This is a genomic window from Anaerosolibacter sp. (assembly GCF_029240175.1).
GTDB lineage: Bacteria > Bacillota > Clostridia > Peptostreptococcales > Thermotaleaceae > Anaerosolibacter.
In genome coordinates this window covers 83,352-100,164 of sequence record NZ_JARBTM010000003.1, presented here as the reverse complement: position 1 = coordinate 100,164, position 16,813 = coordinate 83,352, and the positions used below count along the sequence as shown (strand labels likewise).

General features: G+C 39.2%; 12 protein-coding genes. 5 read left to right on the top strand and 7 right to left on the bottom strand.

Annotation, left to right across the window (positions count from 1 at the left end):
- Positions 1 to 58 precede the first annotated feature (58 nt).
- The 5 genes from K0R93_RS02580 to K0R93_RS02560 form a co-directional block, all read right to left on the bottom strand.
- Positions 59 to 445 carry a hotdog fold domain-containing protein gene (locus K0R93_RS02580; RefSeq protein WP_184310027.1) on the bottom strand — a complete coding sequence of 129 codons (387 nt, stop codon included), beginning with the start codon at positions 443 to 445 and terminating at the stop codon, positions 59 to 61.
- A 200-nt stretch (positions 446 to 645) separates the two neighbouring features.
- The gene (locus tag K0R93_RS02575) at positions 646 to 2,526 is read right to left on the bottom strand and encodes an S-layer homology domain-containing protein (RefSeq protein ID WP_300297393.1); all 1,881 of its coding nucleotides are present in this window, start codon (positions 2,524 to 2,526) and stop codon (positions 646 to 648) included.
- 171 nt (positions 2,527 to 2,697) lie between these two features.
- Positions 2,698 to 4,161 (bottom strand): stalk domain-containing protein, encoded by a 1,464-nt coding sequence (locus K0R93_RS02570; RefSeq protein ID WP_300297131.1) that lies wholly within the window; start codon positions 4,159 to 4,161, stop codon positions 2,698 to 2,700.
- Positions 4,162 to 4,181: 20 nt separating this feature from the next.
- Positions 4,182 to 4,919, bottom strand: a complete 738-nt coding sequence (locus K0R93_RS02565) for a copper amine oxidase N-terminal domain-containing protein (RefSeq protein ID WP_300297128.1) — start codon at positions 4,917 to 4,919, stop codon at positions 4,182 to 4,184.
- A gap of 107 nt (positions 4,920 to 5,026) precedes the next feature.
- Positions 5,027 to 7,108 carry a copper amine oxidase N-terminal domain-containing protein gene (locus tag K0R93_RS02560; RefSeq protein ID WP_300297126.1) on the bottom strand — a complete coding sequence of 694 codons (2,082 nt, stop codon included), beginning with the start codon at positions 7,106 to 7,108 and terminating at the stop codon, positions 5,027 to 5,029.
- 770 nt (positions 7,109 to 7,878) lie between these two features.
- On the opposite strand from K0R93_RS02560, the gene K0R93_RS02555 reads away from it, so the two are divergent.
- From K0R93_RS02555 to K0R93_RS02535, 5 genes are all read left to right on the top strand, one after another.
- The gene (locus tag K0R93_RS02555) at positions 7,879 to 8,778 is read left to right on the top strand and encodes a decaprenyl-phosphate phosphoribosyltransferase (RefSeq protein WP_300297123.1); all 900 of its coding nucleotides are present in this window, start codon (positions 7,879 to 7,881) and stop codon (positions 8,776 to 8,778) included.
- Between the two features lie 167 nt (positions 8,779 to 8,945).
- Positions 8,946 to 9,446, top strand: a complete 501-nt coding sequence (locus tag K0R93_RS02550; RefSeq protein WP_300297120.1) for a transposase — start codon at positions 8,946 to 8,948, stop codon at positions 9,444 to 9,446.
- Positions 9,447 to 9,585: 139 nt separating this feature from the next.
- Positions 9,586 to 10,533, top strand: coding sequence for a lysylphosphatidylglycerol synthase transmembrane domain-containing protein (locus K0R93_RS02545; RefSeq protein ID WP_300297118.1), 948 nt, complete (start codon positions 9,586 to 9,588; stop codon positions 10,531 to 10,533).
- A gap of 156 nt (positions 10,534 to 10,689) precedes the next feature.
- On the top strand, positions 10,690 to 11,784 hold the full coding sequence (locus K0R93_RS02540; protein ID WP_300297115.1) for a DUF362 domain-containing protein: 1,095 nt from the start codon (positions 10,690 to 10,692) through the stop codon (positions 11,782 to 11,784).
- A 238-nt stretch (positions 11,785 to 12,022) separates the two neighbouring features.
- Positions 12,023 to 13,210: an AarF/UbiB family protein gene (locus K0R93_RS02535; protein WP_300297112.1), complete on the top strand. Its 1,188-nt coding sequence runs from the start codon at positions 12,023 to 12,025 to the stop codon at positions 13,208 to 13,210.
- Between the two features lie 23 nt (positions 13,211 to 13,233).
- Here the strand turns inward: K0R93_RS02535 and K0R93_RS02530 are convergent, their stop codons facing one another.
- Positions 13,234 to 14,583, bottom strand: a complete 1,350-nt coding sequence (locus K0R93_RS02530) for an ArnT family glycosyltransferase (protein ID WP_300297109.1) — start codon at positions 14,581 to 14,583, stop codon at positions 13,234 to 13,236.
- Between the two features lie 344 nt (positions 14,584 to 14,927).
- The gene (locus K0R93_RS02525) at positions 14,928 to 16,532 is read right to left on the bottom strand and encodes a CTP synthase (RefSeq protein ID WP_300297107.1); all 1,605 of its coding nucleotides are present in this window, start codon (positions 16,530 to 16,532) and stop codon (positions 14,928 to 14,930) included.
- Between the last annotated feature and the right edge of the window lie 281 nt (positions 16,533 to 16,813).

Genomic DNA, 16,813 nt, shown 5'->3' with positions numbered 1-16,813 from the left:
CAATCTGAATCTTCTTTTCAATCTTTTCCTTAACCTCAACCTTAGCCTTAACCTTTATCTATTTCCTTCTCTGCTTATCCTTAGGCACCACACAGGTTCCCTCTGCTCTACATACCACAACAGGCTCATCTAAAACATCACAAGCTGACTCATTGATATCTGGTCTTGGGATGATTACCTTTCTTGCTTCGAACACCATCTTTCTTGATGAGTTTCCGACACTCACGATTTCCCCTACGGCCTCTATATAGTCTCCTGCAAACACAGGCGCTTTAAACTCCACCTTGTCATAGCCTGCAAAAAGTCCCTCGTCTCCATCATTACGGATTAGCAGCTCTGTCGCCACATCTCCAAATAACTGCAGCATCTTCGCCCCATCCACCAAATTACCGCCATAGTGCGCATCGTGCATACTCATTCTCATTCTGATCATTGCTTTTTCCATTTCTACTCCTCCTAATAGTTCTTTTTTCTGCTATCTATGACTTTCATAAGTCGTTGAATACACTAACCTTTATTTACTTCTACAAAGATTATTGTTTTCCTTCTAATCCACCTTTATGTTGCGCAAAAATAAAAAGCCTGCCAAGAATAGAATTTTCACTTGACAGGCTTTCTGTTTACTTCCATTTAAAATCACATGTTTTAATCAAGCTGGATAATTCGCTTCGCCACGAACAAATCATCTACATAGTATCCTTCAATGAACACTTCATCACCGGAACCTAGCTGAGATAATCTGATTGATGTGGCATCACTAGATATGATCCTCGTATCATCAGAGACTTCCACAAATCGAATGACCCTTTCTCTTGTAGTCGAGTCAATATACTCTACCTTTAATCTATTGATGTCACTATATACCCTAGTGATTTCCGCGGAAATTGTATTCTTCTCTTCTACCTTTTCAGCATCAATTTCCATAACAACCTTATTCTCTATCTCTAACTCTACGGTATAGCCCGGTCTTAAATCGTAAATTTTAGCATAATCTCTGCCAATTTTCACATCTACATTACTAGATATTTCATATGTATATTCCTCATTATCATCTTTTGAAACAATGGTAATCTTTGAAGGAGAGCCAATTATAATAGCCTTGATGGTTCCTTCATCCTCACTCTCTACACTCCTTGCGATGGCTCTAATATCTGTTACCTCATTATATTCCACAGTTACTGTTACAATATCTCCTGTCATCAGGTCTATGATATCACTTCTACTGCCGTCTCTTCTAACATACACTCGGTCAGAAACCTCAAGTTCGATTACTTGATTGTTATTGGTCCTTACCTTGATGGTATGATACTTATTTTCTTCTAAGATTCCTTCATAGGTCATTTCACTGGACTCAATGGTTACTTTTGTTGCCCTCAATCCCATGGATTTTACAGTAATACTGTCACCCTCATAGAGCTTACTAGTGGAGACCGACTTTCCATCTAGTCGTATATCTGTATCGTCATCGATTTTAAATTCTTTTTTAATCATTGGATCCAGCTTGTCCTTAACAACAATTAGATGATAATTATCGTAATCTTTAATGGACTGAAGTATACCTGTGAAGTCAGCCGAACTATTGTCAATTTCAATGCTAACTAGCTTGTCCTTGTTGTCTAAACTAAGTTTAACGGTATCCCCTATCCTTAAGTCCCTCGCCCTAAGAAAAGAATTTCCTTTTTTCACCAGTATAGTGACATCCATGCTGTAAACTTCTGTATTCCCTTTGTCATCCTTCACAACCATCATGGTGGCATCACTATTGATAAAATCAATCACTCTTAATTTTGTTTCATAGTTGGTTGCTGGTGCCGGGGTCGTTGGTGTTGTAGGGATTGTTGGTGTCGTATTGTTAGTTGTTGCCATCAAAAGATCGTAGGTCTTAGAGCAAACAACTGCCATTTCGGCTCTTGTGATCGGATTGTTTGGGTTAAACTTCTTATCTAAATCTCCACTTATTATTTTCTTGTTTGCTAAAAGTTCAACATAAGGCATAGCAGACTTAATAATCGTTTCTGCGTCTTTAAAATCTAAGATTGGAATCATACTAAGCTCATCTTCCATATTTAATGCTTTTCCCACAAACATCGCCACATCTACTCTACGGGCAGGATTTTGATTATCGCCCTTCATAAAGCTTCCAAGATCCCCTGATGTAATAATTTTGTCCTCCAGTGCATAGGCTACTGCTTCTTGTGCCCATGTTGGGATATTATTTACTGTGAGACTTGCTTGATACTTGGCTACTAACCCCGTTGTACTTTTTAGTCGATTTGTTGCCTTAAGAAAGTTGTATATCATTTGTATTGCTTCATTGTAACTCACATTTGCACTTGGTCTGTAAACGATCTTTAAAGTCTTGTCGTCCATAGATCCCTTAATAATACTCTTATCTGCCATCTTGTTAATAAAATCCTTTGCCCATGGCACACTATCAATATCTGAGAAAACCGTGGCTCCAAAGCTGCCGATCGTACTCATCGATATCATTACAATTAAGATAATTATACTCACTTGTTTCTTCATCTTCACCATAATCCTCCTATCCTTTTTTTCTTAACAATTATTTCTATATCTTTATCCCAAATCCTTCTAAAATCGACAAATGTAATATAATAGTAACAAATAGCAAGACTTATAAGGGGAAACATAAAAAATCACTATGATGGATGTTCCATAGTGATTTTTTATGTTTCTTTATAGATAATCAGGTGCTAAATATGGTTTTTCAATAATCTTTACTAACTTTCGATGCTGTTCAGCCATATCCTTCATGTCATGTTTTAATTGTTCAATATCAAGTTCAACATTTCTTAACTGCATCTCTGTTGCCATACCAAGATCAAATTGCACTCGTAGGATTCCTAGACTTTTTTCAGCATTCCCAAGATTGATTTCTAGAATATCATAGCTGCCTTCTAACTTTTTTGCCTGATTATATCTGGTTTTTAAAGATTCTTGTAGTTTTTCTTTGGACTCGGCCAAATTATTCTTAGCTGTTTTTACATCGATTTCCTTCACAGCATATGGATCGTTCCCCACATTGTATTCATAGAGGGTTATACCCAATTCAGCACTTTCAATTTGTTTTTCCAACGACCAGATGTATGGATCTTCGTAAGATGCAGTCCTTGCCAAATGATCTATATCAATGGCCTCCATTGGTCGGTAGCTAATCTTGTCTTCTATTGCTGGTCTTTCCTTTTCTGGCAGTCCTATCATTTGATCCAGTTTAATAAAGCTGTTACTTATTGTCTTATCAAGTATTTCCTTTTGTTTTTCCAACTGCTCTAGAGCTTTCTTTTCTAGGTCTAAGTTAAATTGACTCTCAAGGCCTGTTTCTGCCTTTAAGGTAGCTATCTTTAGCTTAGTCTGCCCGTTTGCTATTTTTTTATCAAATAGAGCAGCTTCACTCTTCAGCATATTAATCTCATTCATAGTGTTGGTGACTTGGTATTCAATAGCTTCTTTTGTAAGAGTCACTTCTTTCTCTGCCCACTCTTGACTTGTAGCTAGGCCTTTTTTCGCTTGAATCAAGGTTGGATTATAAAATCCAGGTGATAGATACACATTGTCATATTTAATTTCTGCCTTTTCTAAAGCAGCTTCCTTATTTTTTAGTTCGTAGTTCCTCTCAATGGCCCTTTTGATGGCATCATCATAAGTAATGACATTTCCCTTACTAGGTATAGTATCTCCTGCCTCAGCATTTGTATCTGCCTTTTTTGTGGCAATATTCACCGTTCTTGTATCCCCTTGCCATGCCACATCAGCACCCAATGCCTCGCTAACGAAGCGTAGAGGAATCATCGTACGATTTTCATAGATAAATGGCTGTACCTCCATCTGTATCGTCTCACCATTTTTCTTAGCAAAATGAGAATCTATTTTCAGCTCTATCTCTATATCTTCCTTTACAGCCTTGACCGTACGGTTACTTTCATCCCAAGTGATCTCCGCACCTAAATCTTCGAAAATTCCCCTCATAGGCACTAAAGTCCTGTCTGCTTTGATCATAGGTACGGTGTCATAAGTTTGTTTGACTCCATTAATGTATATTTCAATCTCTGAATTTGTATTCGCACTAACAAACGTAGGTACTACTGCCAACATCGCCGTAATTAAGATGCTGCTCATCAGCTTTTTACTTTTACGCTTCATTTTTACATCTCCCGTGTTTTTTATTTGTCCAGTAAGATATTAAACTCAACCTCATTCTTTCTATCCCGACCATCATTCTTAAGTACTGTTACTTTTAAATCCAGCTTCTGAGGATCTTTATGCAATTTAGGAAGACTAATATATCCTTCGAGTCTCTCTTCTTCCCTTACGTCACTATACCATTTGGTATCCAATTTGTTGAGCGGTACATCTTTCATAAAGTATTCTTTACCATCCACCACAATCTTCGTCTCACCTGGTTGGATCTGCAAAGGTGTGGTTCCTTTATTCTCTAATATCATATGAACTTTCCATTCGTCATCAGTTTCAGTGATAGCGGATATCCCCAACAGCATGTCAATGTCATTATAAGTTACTGGTATCTTTTTATAGTCTTTTTTAATTTCATCCTCTTGAGTATTATCGTCTACGGTTGAGTCAGAATTATGGCCTGTCGGTTTCTCTTCTTTTATTTGGGACTCAATCTTAATAACTTTTGTATCATCATTCCAATCTACGATTGCACCTAATTGCTCACTTATAAAACGAACAGGAACATAAGTACGATCTTTATAAATTAAGACTTCATAATCACTTGGTAATTCTGCTTTTTCTCCATTTATATCAAACTGAATAAGATTTGATACAAACGCTGTAACTGGGTTTATTGGGGTATTTGCAAATCCTTGACTACTCATGGTTACAATTGATCCTATAACCATTCCCATAGCCACATATTTTACTTTATTCTTGATCATATATTTCCCTCCTTCATTTTTATATACGTACTTTTTCATACAATGTCTGACTAATGATATAAAAAGGGACTCCCGAAGGAGTCCACTTTTGTTTGTTGAGTTAAGAATTATTGGTTAACTGTTACTGTTTGAGTAGCAGCATCCCAAAGAATTTCTGCGCCTAGTGCTTGAGCAACGTATCTTACTGGAAGAACTGTTCTACCATCTTTGATCATTGCAGCAGTATCCATAGGAACTGCAACACCATTTACAGTTAATACGTTAGAACCGATTACCATTTGAGCAACTCTGTCACCCTTCATGATTGTTACTGTTCTAGCTTCGTTGTTCCATACAATGTTATCTGTAGATACACCAAGAGCTTCAGCAACGAATCTGATTGGTAAGAATGTTCTACCATCTTGAATGAACGCAGCTACGTCCATAGTCTTTTCTACTTCTACGCCACCAACAAGTACTTTGTAAGTTGTGCTTCCGATTACAAACTTAGAAGTAGTAGCAACTGTACCACCTGCTTTAGTTACAACGTTAGCAAACTTAAACTTAGCTACATTGTTAGCGAACTCTTCATCATTATAGTCAGCATTTTCAACTAATGCGCTTCCACCAACTGATAAATCAAATGGTCCTTCTGGAACTGTTCTGTCAAGTGTCATCTTGATGTTGTATACTCTGATCTTAGAAGCTTCATGAGAATCTCTGTCGATTTCTACTACTAATGAATGATCATTAACTTTAGAATCGCCTAATTTAAGATCTCCAGAGATAACTTCAAAGTCAGCATCTTCGAATGTCATACCTAAAGTACTGCTTAATGATAATACTAGGTCTCCACCTTCGATTAAAGCACCTTCTACGTTTTCAGTAATGATGATTTCTGGTGCATCTTGATCTTGGATACCAATCTTTACATCTGCAACTTTTACTTCTGCAGTAATAGGAGCGATTACTTCAGCAATCTTAACTTCTTGCTCTTCAATACCAGCACCTTTTACAGTTAACACTAAATCGCCAGCTTGGTCAGCTTCGAAAGTAAGTGGTAATGTAATAAGGATATCGTCTGCTCCAGATGTACCTGGATCTACCCATTTGAATTCAAATTCACTTGTGTTCTCTGTTTCATCACCAGTTTCAATTGTAGCTTCAACACCACCATTGATGCTGTATGTTACATTCTTACCATCTTGGATTTGTGCCCACTCAGGTAATTCGAATTCGATCATTCTTCCATCAATAAGTGAGTTAGCAATGCTTTCTTCGATTAATACTTCGATTTCATCATTTGCTACTACACCAGCATTGAATTTTTCTAAATCACTGTCAAGTTCTACAGTAACTGCATAGTCTTTGTACTTAGCAACTAATAAATCTTTAGCGCCAGCAACGTCTCCGCCACCATGGATATCAACTAATACATCACCAAGGTCAGCATCTTTTGTTACTTTGATTACAGGAGTAACGAAAGCTGTTCTTCTAACACCAGCAGCACCAGGATTAAAAGTAACTGTTAACTCTTCTTTGTCAATTGTATACGTAGAAATCGTTGCACCATTAAAGTCTTTTACAACTGTACCTGTAGTCCATTCGAAACCATCTGGTAATACGAATTCTACCTTAGATGATTCGTCAACAGCACCTACAGTTACCTCGTCGATAAGAATTCTAGCACCAGTTTCACCTGATCCATATTGAATTGTTTTTGACTTATCAACTGTAGCAACAGTTTTACCTTTTCCAGCTACTGCAAAAGTATAAGTTCCAGAAGAAACGATACTGTCTCTGTTGTCTACTGTAACTTTCACTTCACCTTCATCAGTTACTTCAGCAACCAATGGGAAAGCATACTCGTCTGTTGCACCAGTACCATAAACTACTACCTCAACAGTTGAGTCTGACAATCTTGTTACTAATTGAGCATCAGTAAACTCTGCATTTAAATCTGCTTGTGCTGGCCATTTAGCATTAGTAAGCACTAATCTAAATATTTCTCCACCATTTGTTCCATCATCAAAAGCATCCTTATCCTCTGTGATGTACAGTGTTGGCTCATTGCCAGCTGCTAGGAAATCATGATCAGCAGCAACAGATGGCACTTTGTCTACTCTAGTCTTGCTTGCTGCGAATGCGCTCATTGGCACTAATGATAAAATCATTACGATCGCCAATAAAAGAGATAACTTTCTCTTCATGCTAAAATTCCTCCTTTTAATTTGTGTTTGTTTTTTCTGGAGTTTCCCCCAATGTAAAAATGAATGCTTTATCTTTCGCTCTTCCTTAGCCTATACATGTTTGGTGCACCTATGTATAAGAGAATTCCAAGCTACCGATAAACTTTTTTATAAGGGTTTTCATTACCCTTTGCAAACCTATTAGCTTGTTTTGCTAATCTGCTTGCAAAGGACAACGCTTACGTACATCATTCATTATACCAATCCTAGCCCCCTTAGTCAACCAACTGGATGAGATTGTAATATAAGTGTAACATTGCTACCACTTGAATCCATCTGAATGTTATCCATTTACTAAACTAATTATACATAATCCCTAGGTAAAATTCCATTACAGAAAGATTACATTTCTTTACATGTAGATTACGCAGGTAAGGTCGGTTCACGGTACGCGATATCCAGTACCCGTTGAGGTAGTCTATCTATAGAGCAGACCTCCCCATAAGGGGAATCACATGAGATCATAATTTTCTGTATTTTTCCAGTATGTCTATATTCGACGGTGAAATTTGAATTCCTGCTGCTAATATAAACTTTTTTATATTACTACAGCGTATTCCTTCACCAATTTCCAGTTTATATAAGGAAGGAAAAATGATATGATAGAGATGGTCGCTGTTCTCTACTGGCTACTCGCTTCTCGCTACTGGCTGATAGTTTGATGTAGGGAACAGGCATGCCTGTTCCGCAGCAATATATACGACAGTATTTTAAGAAGGAGTTTAATTACTATGGAAAATAAAGCACTGGTTCAACAGAGAAATTTGTTTGTAATTATAAGTGGATTACTTAAGACTATGCGACCTAAGCAGTGGACGAAGAATTTATTGGTCTTTGCGGGTTTGATATTTTCAAATAACCTTTTTGATTATGGTTTGCTTGGTACGACTGGTCTGGGATTTTTATTATTCTGTATGTTTTCAGGTTCTGTTTATATTATTAATGATATCATCGATCTAGAAAAAGATCGAGCTCATCCTAAGAAGCGTAAACGCCCTATTGCTTCTGGGTTGGTCTCTGTAAGACAGGCGGTTTTCTTCCTTATTATACTCTTTGTCACTACTGTAATAGTATCCTTTCAATTAAACACAATCTTTGCTTACCTTGGGATTGCATATTTTGCGCTCATTACTCTATATTCCTTTCATTTAAAGCACATTGTTATTTTGGATGTGATGACGATTGCGGTTGGATTTGTTTTACGGGCTGTGGCTGGGGCGGTATTGGTGGATGTGAGGATTTCGCCGTGGTTGCTGCTGTGTACGATTCTTTTGTCCATGTTCCTTGCTCTTCATAAGCGCAAGAGTGAAATGAAACTGGTGGCCAACGGTCAAAAGACGACGAGAAAGATTTTAGAGGAGTATACCCCTGAGCTGATTGATGACATGCTTCATATCGTTACGTCTTCTACTGTAATGGCATATTCGTTATATACCTTTAATAGCCACAATTCTATTTACATGATGGCAACGATTCCTTTTGTGATCTATGGGATTTTTAGATATCAATATATCGCCCATACGAAAGATATGGGGGAAACCCCTGAGTTGGTATTACTGAATGACAAGCCGTTGATTATTGATATATTATTGTGGGTTGTTAGTTGTGTAGGAATATTGTATTTTCTGTAGATCCTTTCGGAACGGGCAGTGCCGCGTTCCCTGCGTTTTGAATCCCTACCCATGCGGAACGGATATATCCGTTCCCTACATGCAGATATATCCCATGAAAATACACATGTTCTGTAGGGAACAGGCATGCCTGTTCCGCATGATATAAATTTGTAGAAGGTGATGTTATGGAATACCCAAATCGTAAACTGAATCGATTATCTGGATATGATTATTCTCAAGCCGGTGCTTATTTTATCACCATATGTACCAAATCTTATAAAAATCAATTTGGTATGATTGAAGATGGTGAAATGCATTTAAATAAGCTAGGTATTATTGCGCGAAATCATTGGCTGTCTATTCCTGAACATTTTAAAGATATATCAATTGATGAATTTGTGGTCATGCCTAATCATATTCATGGAATCCTTGTGCTGACCATGGGGAACGGATATATCCGTTCCCTACAGGGGCAGAATCTATCTAGAATCATTGGTCCATATAAGGCATCCGTTTCAAGGGAAATTCGTAAAATGAATGGTGGAATGGACTTCAAATGGCAAAAGTCCTACTATGATCATATCATCAGAAAAGATGAATCTTTAGATAATGTCAGGGAATATATTCGTAACAACCCTATGCAGTGGCATCTGGATAAGTTTTATAGTAATTTCTATCATGATTAAGTTGCAGAACGGACAGTGTAATATTTAGGGTTCGTCGTTGTTAGATGGAACGGGCAGTGCCGCGTTCCCTACATTTGAAATAGATCGTGGGTAGGGAACGGATACATCCGTTCCGCATGTTGATTTGGGAGGTGCTTTATTGGATTTAAGTAATCTAAAGAAGAAGCTATTTGTTTCTCTGATTGTTGGTATTGTTGTTTTTGCAGGACTATCTATTTATTCAGATATAGATAAGTTGATAAAGGTATTTAGTCATTTTAATTATAGGTATTTGCCGATTATCCTACTTCTTGCGCCCATGAACTATGTGCTGCGATATGTAAAGTGGTCATATTATCTTCATTTGATTGATGCGAAGGTGCCCACTAAGGATAGCTTCCTCATCTTTATCAGTGGCTTGTGTATGACGGTGACGCCAGGGAAGATTGGGGAGTTGTTGAAATCTTATCTTTTGAAGGAAAAAGCAAATATTCCGATTAGCAGTACGGCTCCTCTCGTTATGGGGGAACGTTTGACGGACGGAATCAGTATGCTCCTGTTGGCCAGTATCGGTACACTGTCCTATAATTATGGGAAAGGTATTTTGGCTTTTGTACTTCTTGGTATGATGGCATTTATTCTATTCGTACAATCTCCTAAGCTAGTCCATTATGTTATAGTTATCTTGAAGAAGATTTCCTTGGTGAACCGCTTTGGATCAGCCATAGAAAACTTCTATGACAAGACTTATATTATTTTAAAATGGAAGCCTTTGCTCTTTGCCATCGGGATTGGGATTGTTTCTTGGTTCTTTGAGGGAGTCGTGATTTATTTTACGGTGAAGGCCATGGGTATTGAGTTTCCTCTTTTGGCTTCTATCTTTACAGTTTCCTTCTCTTCTATCGTAGGCGCTGTATCCATGATGCCAGGAGGATTGTTCGCAGCTGAAGGTAGTATCGTGGGACTTTTGATGATGATGAAGCTGCCAAAGGATATCGCTGTGGCTACGACGATCATTACGAGATTTTCCACGTTATGGCTAGGGGTAGCCGTTGGGTTAATTGGCTTGGTAGCTGTGCAGAAGAGGATGTATGGAGGAAAAGATTAAGAGCAGGTTAAGGCTAAGGTTAAAATCATGTAAGTGTGTCTATAGGGTGTTTTAAGAGCGAGTAGCGAGTGGCCAGTAGCGATGAGCCAACAGTAAGCTATAAAAACTGGCGACCGGCAGCTGGCGACTGGTGACTAATAGATGAGGTGGAGAATGATGAAAAAGAAAGCGAAAGTTGTAGTATTGAAAACAAGGCCGGAGACGGTTTTAGAAGATTATATTCGCCTGATGGAGATGGCTGATTTCCAGCAGTATCTTCCTAAAGACAAGACAACGATTCTGAAAGACAATATCAGCTGGCATTTTCCTTATTTGAGTGCCAATACAACCCCTTGGCAGCTAGAAGGGGTAATCCAAGGGCTTCAAAAACATGGGTATGACAAAGTAACTTGTGTTCAGAACAATACGGTGGTAACAGATCCCTTCAAGGGAGAAAAAATGAATAAGTATGTTCCAATATTAAAGAATTATAATATTCCTACTTTATTTAACTTCAAGGAAGAAGACATGAAGTGGGTGGAGTATACGCCAAAGGCGGAGATGCTAGCTTTGGATGAAATCTTTAAGAAGGGTATCCGTATTCCTGATTATTTCTTTGATAAGAATGTACTCCATCTCCCAACCATGAAGTGTCATATCTATACCACCACCACAGGCGCCATGAAGAATGCCTTTGGTGGGTTGTTGAACTCTAAACGTCACTATACCCATAGTGTGATTCATGAGACCTTGGTCGATCTTTTGGCCATTCAGAAGGAAATTCATAGTGGTATCTTCGCGGTAATGGACGGTACGGTAGCAGGAAATGGCCCTGGGCCTAGAACCATGCTGCCAATCGAGAAGGATTTTATCCTCGCCAGTGATGACCAGGTTGCCATCGATGCAGTGGCCGCCAAAATGATGGGCTTTGATCCATATAAGGAATTGAAATATATTCAGTTAGCCCATGATCGAGGATTGGGTGTAGGCAAGATGGAAGATATCGAAATTATTGGGGAAGATATTGAAAAGGAAAGCTGGGGCTTTACCGTTGGAGATAATTTAGCTTCTAGGGTTGGAGATTTCTTGTGGTTTGGGCCATTGAAGCGGATTCAGGATGTTTTCTTTAAGACACCGCTGGTGAATATCTTTATTTTTGGTTCCTTCTTCTACCACGACTATATCTGGTGGCCCGATAAAGGCAAGAAGAGAATGGCAAAGTTAAGGAAAGAAACCCAATGGGCAGAGTTGTTTGATCGGTATGAAGAGTAAAAGACGGTACGCGGTGCACGGTTAACGGTGATCGGTAAAAAAATAAAACCTTAGGGAGAATAAATTCTCCCTTTCTCTTTTTCAAGGCTAGTATCTAATGCTGTCCATCTGTTCTTGCGGAACAGGCATGCCTGTTCCCTACATAGAACCTCGTTATTGATAATATTGCTGCTAAAGATAAATACTATTCTAAAGAATTAAAGTCATCGAATTTGCGTTTTATGGAGAGGTATTGTGTATGAGTCTAAAAAGAAAATATAATTTACTCAAATTTCTTGTTCATATTATGAAAGAAAGCGGTGCTGATCAGGAGAAGCTTTTTCATATCCTTGGGGAGATGAAGGGGGTTCCCCAGAAATATGGGCAGTTTTTGTATCTCGTAGATCGGAGAAAGTTTAAGTCCTTTGAGAATCTTTTGGATGAGGGGATTCCCTATAAGGATCAGGAACTATACCAGCGTGCCCTAAACCTGACGAACCACAAGATTCAGTTGGACAAGGAGCCCCTGGCTTCAGCTTCTATCGGGCAGGTTTATGGCGGCAGATTAAACGACCAAAAGGTCATCGTAAAGATCCAGTATCCTAAGATCAAGGAAAGTCTTACCCATGACTGGAAGTTTTTAAAGAGCACCCTTGGGTTTGTGTTTAAGTTCTTTCGTTTCCCTCAGGAAAGTAAGGACTTGCTGATTCGCCATCTTCAAGAGTTTGAGCAAATTATAGAAAGTGAAACCAATTATACCTATGAGGCAGAGCAGCTAAAGCTCTTTCAAGAAGCCTTTCAACGTCATCATCAAATTCATATCCCTCTTCTGTATTCCCAATATTCTTCTGAGAATATCCTTGTAGAAGAAAAGTGCAGCGGTATATCCTTAAAAGAGTTTTTATCTACTGCTAGAGAAGAAGAGAAAAGGGAAATTCTCGATATTTTGGCTGGTTTTTATTTTGATGGGTTATTTAGGCATCACATCCTCCACGGAGACCCCCATAGCGCCAATTTTTTTGTAGAAAGACTAGATGGCAAACTGACCTTGCAAGTCATTGACTTTGGTTGCGTGAAGCAATATGATTCTTCCTTTGTCATGCACTTTAAGGAATTAATTCTATGCCTAAGGAATGAGTCCTATGGAGTAGTTCCTGATTTACTAGTTTCATTGGGTTTTCATGGGGAGGATTTAAATAGTTATGGCAGGGCTTTGATTCCTATTTTGGATACGATTTTTGAGCCCCTTCTGGTAGATGAAGATTTTGATTTTAAGTATTGGAAGCTTACCTATAAACTGAATACTATCATGGGGTCTAAGGTTTTTGATAAGACCATGTCTCTACCGAAGGATTTGTTGATTTTGTTTCGAGTGTTTCATGGGTTTATGTCTCATATTTATTATTTAGAAGAGAAGTCGTTTAATTTGTATAGGTATATTGAATAAATAGTATGTAAAAGCAGCAGGGGTTACCTGCTGCTTTTGTCGTATAGGCTTGTTTTCATCCTATCTAATATCACTACTGTAGCTAAAATCAAGAAGAATAATACGGGGAAGTTGTATCTTGCTTGTCCTTCGAAAACAAAGTATATGGCGATGAAAAAGGCGATATTTAGTGTGGGAATGGTAATCAAGTCATTTAGGGTTTCATCTTTCTTGAACAATCCCCATAGTATATTCTTCACATTAAGTAATACGTACATAAATCCAAAGGCACTCAATAGATTAATAACAAAGTCCGTCACGGCACGGAAAGCATTGGCACTCCTTAGATACTCGATTTCCGTCCACCAGTCCTGCTTCTCTTTGAACTCATTGGCTGTCCATGCTTCTATGTCCCAAGCGCCGCTGAAAAAGGTGGCATTTAGCCTTAGAAGGCCCAGCTTCGTAAACTCCCATGGATTCTCCTGAATCCATTCCTTCGCTTCAGGCTTGAAAATCACTTCAAGCTCATGGGCGAGCTTTTCACTTCTAGCACCATGGTTTAGTATAGAATCCATCTTTGCTCTTAATTCTGGCGAAGCATAGATCTCACTGAGAGGCATCCATGCCCCAGTGGTGTTATTGGCGTTGTTGTTCACATAGAATACGTATCCTGAGTTATAGGATACAGGGATAAATCTTCCGAACTTCTGATAGTTTCGATAGGTCCAAGGTGCCACTGTCAAAGCCATACAAAGAAACACTGTGGCAAATAAGATGGCAGTTTTCTTTATATCCTTCCCCTTGAGCCATACTGCCACTGCTATAACTACCGGGTAAGCCATGAAGAAGGGCTTCGTCAAGGCAGCAACACCAATGAGTGCCCCCAGCAGAGGATATCTGATTCGAGGATCAAAGGTATACAGTTGAAGGAAAAGAGCCGCTGTCAGAATGAACGTGATGAATACTTCTGTGCTGATCACGTTGTTGTAGGCAATAAAGTTAGGCAATAGGGCTGCAAAGGTATAGGCGGTATACACAATAAATCTTCTATGGGTTAGCTTAATCAGTATAAAGAATATGAGGATTAGGGTAAGGATAGATAACACCACATTGAACATTTTTGCTGTGTATAGGTCATTGTTTCCCACAAGGCGATATACAAATCCCAACACCATGGGATAGCCCATGCCTTGAAATGCGATGGGTTCACCTCTGAAGCTGTGTCCTAAGTGGTTGAAGATATTGGTGGCAATTTCCTGGTAAGTTTCAAAATCATAGATGGGCTTTGTGGGTATGTTGTTAATCCACCAAAGTCTTAGATAGATGCCCAAGAAGGTTATAAATGCGATATACCATAATCCGAATTTATTGCGCAATTCCTCAATTTTAATCATTTTCATTTCACTCTTTCTTCAATAAGGTTAAGGCTGAGGTTGAGGTTAAACCCCAGTTTATATGATGTTCATTTTCAGCGGAACGGCACAGGGGCCGTTCCCTACATGATTGCCATTACATTATCGGGCGGGAGGACCCCGCACCCTACAGTTGCAGGTAGTTTTTGTGGTCTTTGGGCGATTCGTGAATCGCCCCTACATCATAAACACGTTTTTCGTAGGGGAAGGGTCCCCCTTCCCTTTCTCTGTAACCTGTATTCCTGCGGAACAGGCATGCCTGTTCCCTACATTGAATTTTTCAATTTAAAAGCCGAGCATAGGCTCGGCTCTATTTTAGTATAGCTTTATTTGCCCTTATTTTCAAGAGACGCCTTTACAAACTCTCTGAACATTGGGTGGGATCTAGTTGGTCTGGATTTGAATTCTGGATGGAACTGCCCTGCCATAAACCAAGGATGCTCTGGTAATTCTACGATCTCTACCAGTCTTTCATCAGGGGAAATACCACTGATCACCAGGCCTTTCTCAGTGAGGATATCTCTGAATTGATTGTTGAATTCGTATCTATGTCTATGTCTTTCATAGATCAGATCTTCACCATAGGCAGCCTCAGCCTTTGTGCCGTCATATACCTTACATGGATAGATGCCCAATCTCATGGTACCGCCCATATTCTCGATATCTTTCTGATCTGGCATAAGGTCGATAACAGGGTATGGTGTCTGAGGATCCAGCTCCGAGCTGTGGGCACCTGTTAATCCTGCTACATGTCTCGCAAACTCTACTACTGCTAATTGCATGCCTAGACATATTCCCAAGAAAGGAATTTTGTTTTCTCTTGCATACCGAATAGCTGCGATCTTACCTTCAATTCCTCGATCACCAAAGCCGCCTGGTACCAAGATACCATCTGCACTCTTTAAATAATCTGCCACGTTCTCAGGCGTCACATCCTGGGAATGAATCCAATCAATTTCTACCTTTGCGCCATTGGCAATTCCAGCATGTTTCAGAGCTTCTGCCACGGATAAATATGCATCATGAAGTTCCACATATTTACCAACCAAAGCAATTTTCACTTCGGACTTTAAGTTGCGCTCTTTTTCAACCACGTTCATCCATTCCGTCAAATCAGGCGTATTGCATGTTAGCTCGAGCCTTTGGCAGGCCATATTGGCTAGCCCTTCTTTTTCCAGCATCAAAGGTACTTCATAAAGGGAGTCGGCATCCATGTTTTGTACTACGTTGTTGCTATCAAGGTTACAGAATAGACCTATCTTTTCTTTTACTTCTTCAGATAATGGCTTTTCTGTTCTGCATACGATGGCATCGGGTTGAATACCGATCTCTCGTAAGTCCCTTACGCTATGCTGGGTAGGCTTTGTTTTGATTTCTCCCGCTTTGCCCAGGTAAGGTACCAAGGTTACATGGATGTACATAACATTCTGTTTGCCTATGTCATATTTGATTTGGCGAATAGCCTCTAGGAAAGGTAGGCTTTCAATATCTCCTACTGTTCCACCGATTTCCGTAATCACCACATCGGCATTTGTTTCTCGGCCTGCTCTAAATACTCTTTCCTTTATTTCATTGGTGATATGGGGAATTACCTGTACAGTACCTCCTAAGTAGTCACCTTTTCTTTCCTTTGTGATTACAGACCAATAGATCTTTCCTGTGGTAACATTGCTGTATTTATTTAAGTTAATATCCATAAAACGCTCATAGTGACCTAGGTCCAGGTCTGTCTCTGCACCGTCATCGGTTACAAATACCTCTCCATGCTGATATGGACTCATGGTACCCGGGTCCATGTTGATATAGGGGTCTAGCTTTTGGATGGTTACCTTTAAACCCCTTGCTTTTAATAACTGTCCCAATGACGCTGCGGTAATTCCTTTTCCTAAGGATGAGACAACACCGCCGGTAATGAAAATATACTTTGTCATCGCTCTACTTCTCCTTTCATCTGATTGTTATATTTGAATTTGTAGTATCCGTTTTAATGTATTTCCGGAACGGCACAGGGGCCGTTCCCTACAGTTTTCATCCAAGTGTTACCCTTATGCTAACGGAACGGTTACTAACCGTTCCCTACGATTTTATAGTTGTTGTTGTAAGAAATAATTAAAGATAGTTCATAGAAAGAAGATATAAATAGTCTTTTCCCCCAAAAAAGAGAGAGGCCACCCCCTACGGGTGACCTACCGATGTCCGCATCAATTTTTTA

Excerpts from the sequence above, each read along its gene's own strand:
- K0R93_RS02580 (WP_184310027.1), bottom strand. The coding sequence starts at position 445 with ATGGAAAAAGCAATGATCAGAATGAGAATGAGTATGCACGATGCGCAC.
- K0R93_RS02575 (WP_300297393.1), bottom strand. The coding sequence starts at position 2,526 with ATGAAGAAACAAGTGAGTATAATTATCTTAATTGTAATGATATCGATG.
- K0R93_RS02570 (WP_300297131.1), bottom strand. The coding sequence starts at position 4,161 with ATGAAGCGTAAAAGTAAAAAGCTGATGAGCAGCATCTTAATTACGGCG.
- K0R93_RS02565 (WP_300297128.1), bottom strand. The coding sequence starts at position 4,919 with ATGATCAAGAATAAAGTAAAATATGTGGCTATGGGAATGGTTATAGGA.
- K0R93_RS02560 (WP_300297126.1), bottom strand. The coding sequence starts at position 7,108 with ATGAAGAGAAAGTTATCTCTTTTATTGGCGATCGTAATGATTTTATCA.
- K0R93_RS02555 (WP_300297123.1), top strand. The coding sequence starts at position 7,879 with ATGGAAAATAAAGCACTGGTTCAACAGAGAAATTTGTTTGTAATTATA.
- K0R93_RS02550 (WP_300297120.1), top strand. The coding sequence starts at position 8,946 with ATGGAATACCCAAATCGTAAACTGAATCGATTATCTGGATATGATTAT.
- K0R93_RS02540 (WP_300297115.1), top strand. The coding sequence starts at position 10,690 with ATGAAAAAGAAAGCGAAAGTTGTAGTATTGAAAACAAGGCCGGAGACG.
- K0R93_RS02535 (WP_300297112.1), top strand. The coding sequence starts at position 12,023 with ATGAGTCTAAAAAGAAAATATAATTTACTCAAATTTCTTGTTCATATT.
- K0R93_RS02530 (WP_300297109.1), bottom strand. The coding sequence starts at position 14,583 with ATGATTAAAATTGAGGAATTGCGCAATAAATTCGGATTATGGTATATC.
- K0R93_RS02525 (WP_300297107.1), bottom strand. The coding sequence starts at position 16,532 with ATGACAAAGTATATTTTCATTACCGGCGGTGTTGTCTCATCCTTAGGA.